General features: G+C 64.7%; 7 protein-coding genes, 1 pseudogene and 1 riboswitch. Of the genes and pseudogenes, 4 read left to right on the forward strand and 4 right to left on the reverse strand.

The genetic code is table 11. The annotated features are described in order from the left end of the window. Nucleotides 1–682: hypothetical protein (locus AB1609_08995; protein ID MEW6046605.1), on the reverse strand; the 682-nt coding region annotated here is incomplete at its 3' end. 940 nt (nucleotides 683–1,622) lie between these two features. Then, nucleotides 1,623–1,743: riboswitch (SAM riboswitch) on the reverse strand. A 353-nt stretch (nucleotides 1,744–2,096) separates the two neighbouring features. Beyond that, nucleotides 2,097–2,474 (reverse strand): annotated as a pseudogene (locus tag AB1609_09000) (UDP-N-acetyl-D-glucosamine dehydrogenase). A 1,081-nt stretch (nucleotides 2,475–3,555) separates the two neighbouring features. Between AB1609_09000 and AB1609_09005 the strand changes: the two are divergent. The 3 genes from AB1609_09005 to AB1609_09015 all read left to right on the forward strand — a co-directional run bounded on the left by AB1609_09005 (nucleotide 3,556) and on the right by AB1609_09015 (nucleotide 5,292). Then, nucleotides 3,556–3,777 (forward strand): hypothetical protein, encoded by a 222-nt coding sequence (locus tag AB1609_09005; GenBank protein ID MEW6046606.1) that lies wholly within the window; start codon nucleotides 3,556–3,558, stop codon nucleotides 3,775–3,777. Between the two features lie 273 nt (nucleotides 3,778–4,050). Further along, nucleotides 4,051–4,755: a hypothetical protein gene (locus AB1609_09010; protein MEW6046607.1), complete on the forward strand. Its 705-nt coding sequence runs from the start codon at nucleotides 4,051–4,053 to the stop codon at nucleotides 4,753–4,755. A 237-nt stretch (nucleotides 4,756–4,992) separates the two neighbouring features. Then, nucleotides 4,993–5,292, forward strand: coding sequence for a hypothetical protein (locus AB1609_09015; protein ID MEW6046608.1), 300 nt, complete (start codon nucleotides 4,993–4,995; stop codon nucleotides 5,290–5,292). Nucleotides 5,293–5,711: 419 nt separating this feature from the next. Here AB1609_09015 and AB1609_09020 read toward each other — a convergent pair whose 3' ends face one another. Both AB1609_09020 and AB1609_09025 read right to left on the reverse strand, forming a co-directional pair. After that, on the reverse strand, nucleotides 5,712–6,029 hold the full coding sequence (locus AB1609_09020; GenBank protein ID MEW6046609.1) for a hypothetical protein: 318 nt from the start codon (nucleotides 6,027–6,029) through the stop codon (nucleotides 5,712–5,714). Nucleotides 6,030–6,821: 792 nt separating this feature from the next. After that, complete coding sequence (locus AB1609_09025) at nucleotides 6,822–7,646, reverse strand: DUF3800 domain-containing protein (protein ID MEW6046610.1); 825 nt, start codon at nucleotides 7,644–7,646, stop codon at nucleotides 6,822–6,824. 26 nt (nucleotides 7,647–7,672) lie between these two features. Here AB1609_09025 and AB1609_09030 point away from each other — a divergent pair. Continuing rightward, on the forward strand, nucleotides 7,673–7,943 hold a 271-nt coding region (locus AB1609_09030), incomplete at its 3' end, for a transposase family protein (protein ID MEW6046611.1).

The following is a 7,943-nucleotide window of genomic DNA, read 5'->3' on the forward strand; positions in this document are numbered from 1 at the left end:
GGCGCCGTGCCGCCGCCCGAAAACGCTCCACATCGACCGGGGGGTGGATCACGTGCGCCTGGCGCCGGTACGTCTTCCAGATACGGCGGGCCACATACCTGGAGTTGGCCACCAGCACGTCGGGCCTGGCCGCGCTGGCCAGATCCCACATCCGGAGGTAGTGCAGGACGGCGGCCGTCACCAGGCGCTTCAAACCCCTTCGGAGCGGATGGCGCCGCCGTCCAGGCCCGCTCCTGCCCTCCCGCCCTCGCTCATCAGGGTCGGTGACGGCCGGGCCATCCAGGTACTCATGATATAGGTCCCAGGCGTAGCGCATCGGTGTGTGGACGTAGCTGATGTGGAGCTGGTCCGACCTCGTCAGGACGCCCTTGGCGACCGCGTGGCTGCTCGAGATGACGATGTCGTAGCCCGACAGGTCGAACTGTTCGATGGCATACGGCATGAGCGGCAGCAGCAGTCTGTGGTGTGACAATGCCCCCGGCAGGCGCTGCAACCCGGACGTCTCAACCCGGCACCGGCTTATCGGCGAGCCCGTAAACGCCCGGGGCTGGTAGAAGAGCGTATAGACGGGCGGGTACCCGAGGAGCCCGACGAGCGCCTCGAGCACTCGCTCCGACCCGCCCCGGGTCACGAGCCAGTCATGGACGACCGCGATCCTGGCACCCTGAGGGCCTTGTCCCACGTCCTGTGTGACGCCTGCTCCCTGCCGAATGCTGGGGAAAACCCGTACCTCCGGGCCTTCCCCCCGTTTGCAACTCCGTCACGGCTTCTCTACGCGGCCCAGCCAGTTATTGCCATCGGGACAGGGCCGCCTGGCCGGGCCCCAACATGGTTCGATGCGAAAGTACGCAACGCGACGGTGAGGTTCCTGCGGCGAACCGGTACTACTACCAGCAAGCACCTCCTCGACGAGCAGCGCCGCAGCCTTGCGGGACGATGTGGGCACGCGAACAGGCGTGGGTGACTCTGCCTTTGAGTGTGACAGGCGCCGGTTCGCCGGAACCCCGCTACCTCGACGCCCGACTTGTCCTTCGAGCGGTGGCATTGAGCCCAAGGGACTCATCACACCCCGGCTGACTTCAGCCGGGTGTGGCATACCAGGGCGAGTTGCCGCGGTGCAGGGGACCGGGATGCGGCGGAAGGCGGCACGGATCCCCACCATATCATGGAAGCTGTTGCTTCGGGGCTGGAGCGCGGTCTGTTCAAGGCGCACGACCTGCAAGCGGCGGTGCACGGCCGGCCCGCGCGGGTACGCCGCCCGATCGCAGCGGCCATCCAGGAGGCAACGGGCAGTGCGCCCCTTCGCTCATGGCGTGTCGTTTCGCGCGTTCCGGCAGGCAGCAAGCGCCCTCGCGACTCGCTGCGGAGGCCGAACCCCCACTCGACGTGTCCGGCTCGTTGCCCCGCTTCCGCCGCTCGCAGCAGGCTGCTTGCGCAACACTCGTCGCGTTCGTGGCAACTGGCGGCCGCACCACGGATCCGTGGCGGCACCCTGAATGTTCCGTCCCTGCCTGTCATCGAGATTCCCTGTGTGGTGCCGCGGCGCGGCGTTGGCGCGCAGGCGGAGAAGGCAGGGTGTAATGGCCCAAAGGCTGTCAGGAGAGGTTTCCGTCCTCATCTTCCCCTTATCTCTCGGGACCTGCTCGTCCCGTCCGCTGGGGTTGGCGGCGTGCCGCCGTTGTCGGCCGGCGGCCGGTTGCCGGGCGTCATCGGGCCAGTCCCTCAGCCATCTCTGGATAAGAGGCCCTACGGGCCGAACGGGTTCGGGATGTGTCCAGAACCGAACCGGCTGCGTTCGTCGCGGGAACATGCGGGCCCGGCATGGCGAGGATGAGACGGGGCCGTGGTTGACCAGCCGGTGCGTTCTGCGGTTGTTGAAAGGCCAGCGAAGCGATGCAGGGGCGGCGGCTTTCGAGTTCAAGCGAGGCCAGGTGAGCTGAGGTCCTGGCAGTGGCCCAGCACGGTCAGGATCCGAGGCTTGTTTCGGTACGGCGGCCGGCCGGCTTGCGGCGGGAAGAGCAGGCGCTCGACCGCCGGTCGAAAACCCCATCCTCCCATGGTGAAGGGGTTCGCGGTTAGGCGGCCGCGCCGAAGGAGGGCAGTACGCCGAAGGGCTTGGTGAACGCCGCGTCGAGCGCCTCCCACACGTTGAGCCCCATGCGGTCGCATAGCATGGCGAGTTCGTTGACCAGGGCGATGGTGACGGCCCGGAACGTGTTTTCGAACACCTTGACCAGCTCGGCGGCCGCGGCCGAGGAGACGGGGACGACGCGCTGGATGGTCTGCGAGTAGAACGCCAGGGCCACCTCCCGGGAGGCCGAGTCGGAGGCGCCGACGACCTTGTTGGTGTTCTTGGTGGTGTAGCGCTTGTTGCCGGGGTCGACCCGCTCGGGGGAGTGGGCCAGGAAGAAGTCCGCGCCGGCCTTGAGGCCCGAGGCCTCCAGGATGGGGCGCATGACGCCGTCCGTGGTGCCCAGGGACCCGGGCCGAGGCTGTGGACGGTGCCCTGCAAGAACAGCCGAGCCATGCCCTCCCGAGCGAGGGAACCAGGTGAAGGCATACTCCCGGCGCAGGCATGGGAGAGGCTAAGAGCCCGGCCGTCAACCGCCCGGCCGGTGGCTCACCGCGTCGGCCCGCCGGGCGGGACCCTGCCTGGGCTGGCTCGCCCGAGGTGACGCACGGATCCGGTCCCGCTGTGAACCAGATACCACTGCCTCTCGTCGTCCCGGTACAGACGCCATCCCCAAAACGACAGCCAGCCAAGCCCCCACGGCCGACGCAGCCGCACGTAGGGCATGCTCCCCAATCCCCTGGGGCTCCTCTGCAGAAAGGGCGCCTTACACTCGTGCGCCGCCAACAAAGAGATAAACGTTATCCGAGGTTACCACCCACCCCCGGCCCTATCGTGCCAACATCGGTCTGGCAGTGCTAACCACGTCGCTGATCGGCTCGGAGGCCCCGGCATTCACCGGTACCGTCGGTTCGCCGGCCCGCTTCACCGGTAGCGAAGCCGGCTTGACAGCGCTTTCTTAGTTCTATATTGGTAAGAACAGGCAAAGCCCTGCCAGGGTCGCCAGCAAGATGAGAGGAGGAGGCACTGGTGTCGCACCTTGAATCGCTCAAGCGGTTGCAAAGGCACTGTCCTTCCATCAAAACCTCGTCAGGCAGTTCGGAACTCCGTCGCTTGCAGCCGGGGGCAACCTGTTTCTTGGAACCTGCTACGCCCGAACCGATAGAGTCTACTTCGGACTCAATCCTGGCACGGCGGGGCTCGGAGGCAACGGTGACGAGCACCCGTTTGAGCTTAGCCTGCTGCCTCCCGACAAGACTCCCTTGTATGAAAACAGTCGCCTTCCATACTGGAGGAACTTCCGCCGCTTCTTCAATGTACCGGGCCTGCGGGAATGGATGGACGAGACCACTCACGCGTTCCTGGTGCCTTGGCACACCCATTCGGCGACGGCTCTCTAGAAGGCACCGTGGTACGAGCAAGCGCTGCAGTACGCGGGGGAACTCGCCCGCACCATCATTCAGGATCACCAGGCTCGGATCGTCGTGGTAGCCGGCAAACACACCCTGGCATTGCTTGCCTCGCCGCACTTCCTCGACTTCGACTGGCAGGCAAACTGTACCTACTCCCAGGGACGGGGCATTTACCAGTGGCGCAAGGTGCTCTATAACGGTCTGGCCATTTACCAGCTTCCGCACTTCTCGCGAGCCAACAGCGAGAGCAGGCTGGCGCCCTGCAGAACCTGGTTTCTGACTGAAGTCACCTAGCCATTGGCCGTTGTACCGAAGCCTGTTGGTGCCGGCCGGGAGAAAGTGCGGGGGGGCGCGTCAGGAAGCCCACGTCGTGAGCCCGGTGGGGGTCGAGGGGCATTCCCCGGAGCGCATCCGGCAGGGGTCGAGCCACATGGGAAAGAGGGGAACTCCACACGTTCACGTATGGTAGCCCCGTATTGCCCGGGTCGTTCGGCTGGCGCCCGACGCTCTGAACTGTCTTCCTGCGCGAGCCACGTCGGCAGCGATCCCACGAAAGGCGGTACAGCAATGGAGACCCACGAGGAGATCAACCGCCGGCTGCGCCAGCTATGGAAAGATACGCTGGAGCCAGGTCCGTGGCCGCCCGCCCTGGACAAGCTGTGGCCGATCCAGTACCCGCCGCTGCGTTCCGGTGCAGTACTGTTCGTCGGGCTTAATCCCTCGGCTGACCTCGAGCATCCGGTCGTCAAGGAGTACGCCCCCGACCTGCGTATTGAGAGGGCGTCCCAGTTGGACGACGAGCGCATCGCGTCGCGGGTTCTCGAGCTTGAGGCCGAAGCCCGGCGTCGTCACCCGTTCTTTCGGCCGTTTAACGAGCTGGCACCAGACGGCAACTGGGAGCACCTCGACGTGTTTGCTGTCCGGGCGACCCAGCAGAATGTACTGAAAGAAGCGCTTCAACTGGACCAAGGGGGCAGTCACTTCGCCCGTCGGCAGTTCCGCGTGTTCGTCCGCGCTGTGGAGCAACTCCAGCCGATGGCCATTGTCGTTGTCAACGCGCTGGCATCCGAGTTGATACAGAGGGGCGGCCCTGTACCGGATAATTGCTTTCACGAGGAGAAGGGCTACCATGTCTGGTCTCTGCGCGGCCGGCCGACGCCCGTGTTTTTCTCCGGTATGCTTACAGGCCAGCGTGCATTGGACAGGTATTCCCGGGATCGGCTGGGCTGGCACATCCGGTGGGCGCTGAAGGCAGCCGAAAGGCTGGCGTAGCAGGAACAACTTAGGGGGGCGACTCGGAACGTAGGGCAACCCCGCCCGGTCCGGCCGCAGGAAGGTTGCGGTCGGATCACCGGGGCTTCTCGTGGGGCGGTCGGGTAAAGGCGTCTGCAACGGCGGGCGGACGGCGGCATCCGTCACGGTCGGATGGCGACGTTCGTCGCGGGGGGTGGCGGTGTTCCTCCTCGTGAACCGACAGCCGACCACGATGGCGGAACATGGGCCGGAAGGTTGGCACCCAGAGAAGGTTGGAACCCCGGGGATTCGGGGCTCGTGGGGGCGGCGCTTCGCGTCGACGCGGCGACCGTTGACCAGCATGAGGGCGAAGGAGCCGTCGGCGAAGGGTCCGCTGCAGCCCGGGTAGCGCTCGAACCGGGCGCCGGGTACCCACGCCGGGTGCTGGCCGGGTCAAACCGGTACAGCGGGGCGCCGGGGCGACGCGAGTTCGGTGCGAAAAGTGGGCAGTCGGGCCCCCGCCGGCTGTGGATGCAGCGGGGGGGGCAGTGGGGGCACCGGCGGCAACAGGGGTGAAGGCCCCCACGCGGGCGGCATGAGCCCGGATCGGGGCAATCAGCTTCCTCCTGCAGCCGCCCGGCGGCCACCGGGTCGCCCTCGACGCTCCTGCCGGCGAGAGCAGGCGCAGTGATGGCGGCCGTTAGGGAAGCGAGCGCTGACCGAGGGTAGCGGACTCGCAAGCGCGCTCCCGGAAGGCAGGATGGCGACGAAAGGAGCCGAATCCACTGATACGTCATTGCGTCACTAAGATCTGCGAGGGATGCAAAGGCCGCCAATGAGGGGCCAAGGCCGTCCCTTGGTCCGCGCTAGGCAGCGAGAGGATACAGGCGCCCGCCTCCAGGCTGGTCAACGACGTCCCGGCGAGGTCGGCGCCATTGACCATCGTCTGGTTTTGGGGTCGGCAACGTCCCGCAAAGCTCCCCGCACTGGTCCGCCTAAAAGCAGACCGTTCCGGGAATAGCGCCGTGCACTTGCGGTGCAAGAGGGAAAGCGAGGTAGGGATGGTGTGGCAACTGCACTTGGCCAGGGAGATTGACCATATCGGAGGCGGCGCTTGCCGTTCGGAAGGCGACTTCTTGAACAAGCTCCACCAGTGCATTAACCAATTCCGACCACCACGAAACATGGTCATCCGATCCTACAAGGTTCATTCCCGGCCCAAGGTCTGTTTCAACCATACGTGGCTTAATTGCCCGGTCGCCCATGATATCGTTAAGGAGCTTGCTGATGTCTTGTGGGTATACTGTAATCAAGAGAGCGCAACTCTCCGAGTCTCGCGAGCAGCGTTATGGCAGGTCAAGTTCCGGAGGGATCGCGACTACCTTCTGGATGTGCCGCAGGCGTACCTGCTTTCCCAATGGCCACGTTTCCGGTTCCGCGACGGGGGCAAGGCTCCATACTGGATGAAGCGTTCGAGAAGAATGGGATGGTATGCCTTCGCTCAGGGGTCGGGGAACACATGCGGCGTCGGCGGCCATCCCCGCGCTGTTGCGAATGTGGTGCCCGCTTGCCGATTGCTGTCAGCCCACTGGGCGCACCTGCCGCTCCGGAATGCGACAAGAGGAGAGCCGCAAAGCCTTGAGTTTCTGGAGCACCTGTCCTGCAGACCACAACGGCATGCGTATGCCGCAGATTTGATGGCCGATATGCGGGCCAGGGCTCTTGTTGGAAGAGTGCTCCGCCTGACGCGGTGCGATCGCGTTAACCCGAGGCTCGTCGCCGGTGGGGGAGGCGGTGCACTCGGCTTCATGACATCGGCCGCACCCACCGCGTCTCGTGGTGACCAGGCCGGGCAACCGCCGAGACCTCAGACGGGCACTGCTACAGAAGAGCCACCTCGACCTTTCTTGCTCGTCCTCATCTGGGAGGGGACCCATAGAGGTGGCGAATGACGGGTGAAGTACCATTCCTTTTTGAAGACACGAGCATGAGACCCTCGCAGCAACCCTTCTGGGCTGAGAGCATCTGGCTGTCGATTCGGCATTCGCGGTTGGACGACGAACTGGTTTTACAGGGACCGAAGGGAGCGCCACTGCGTTGGTGGTTTACGGCACCATTGGATCGTTCGCGTACGGTCGGTACGGACACGGGAGTGGGTGAACCATTCCTGCATCGTAGAACCCTGTGTCACCGAGGAGCCAGTGGTAGAGGTTAACGTATCGGCCATCCGGGTGAATCTTCAGTCCTAACCCTCCTCGTCGGTGCTCTGTGCCTCGCATCAGAGGTATTATTCCGGCAAACACGGGCGGCGCGTACCTAGCTTCGCCTGCAACGCGTGCGAGAGTGCACGAGGTGACGACGTCCGCGAGCTGGATGAGGCGTGACAGATGCGACGGGGCCGACAACGTCAACGATATACGTCGGAGCTTGGTGTACTCGGTGCCTAAGCGAATGGTTGCCAAGCAGCTCTCCAGGAATTTGTCCTCGTCGGTCCGTCCCCCGCCTGGCCGATCTGTGACAATCACGACCCTAGAGCGCCGGGCGCGAGCTTCGTTGTCCACGCGCTCGAGGAACATCCTTGTTACGTCCTCTTCAGGACTACGGGAGTCGCGGCTCGCTGGCTGGAAGTTGGTATCCTCGACCATCACGATGACAACGGCACCGTAATCGGCGGCGGCCTGCAAGATCGACCGAAAGAACCTTTGGCGCGGCTCACCAGTGAGGCCGGATCTCATCCATGAGTTCGTCGGCGCTGACCACTTGAACTCCTCCGAACCCGGAAAACCGCACTGTCCACAGATGGCTCCGAAGCGCTCATCCAGCGTTCGAACGCTCTCTTCGGGAATGAGCTGTTGCGGCCGGCTTATGATTGGCTCTCCCGCAATTGCGGTGAAGGTCCACAAGAAGACGGGTAGGAAAGAGACGCACACACCTTCCTGCAAGGGGTGAAGGGAGTGTGCGAGAAACTTTCCTACCCGTGGACCAGTATACCATCCGCTCGGGTGGTGTCGACGGTGGAGCCATCGTTCTGGAGGTGAAGCGGCGCGCCGTGTACGCCGCGTGCCCGGAGTGCGGTCATGTGAGCCGGCGGGTCCACAGCCGCCGGTATCGGAGCATCCGGGATGTGCCGCTGGGAAGCCGTCCGGTTCGGCTGCGGCTGATGGTACGACGCTTCTTCTGCATCCATTCCCCATGCCGGCGCACCACGTTCACGGAGCCTTTCCCGC

The sequence above is a fragment of the Bacillota bacterium genome (genome assembly GCA_040754675.1).
Taxonomy (GTDB): domain Bacteria; phylum Bacillota; class Limnochordia; order Limnochordales; family Geochordaceae; genus Geochorda.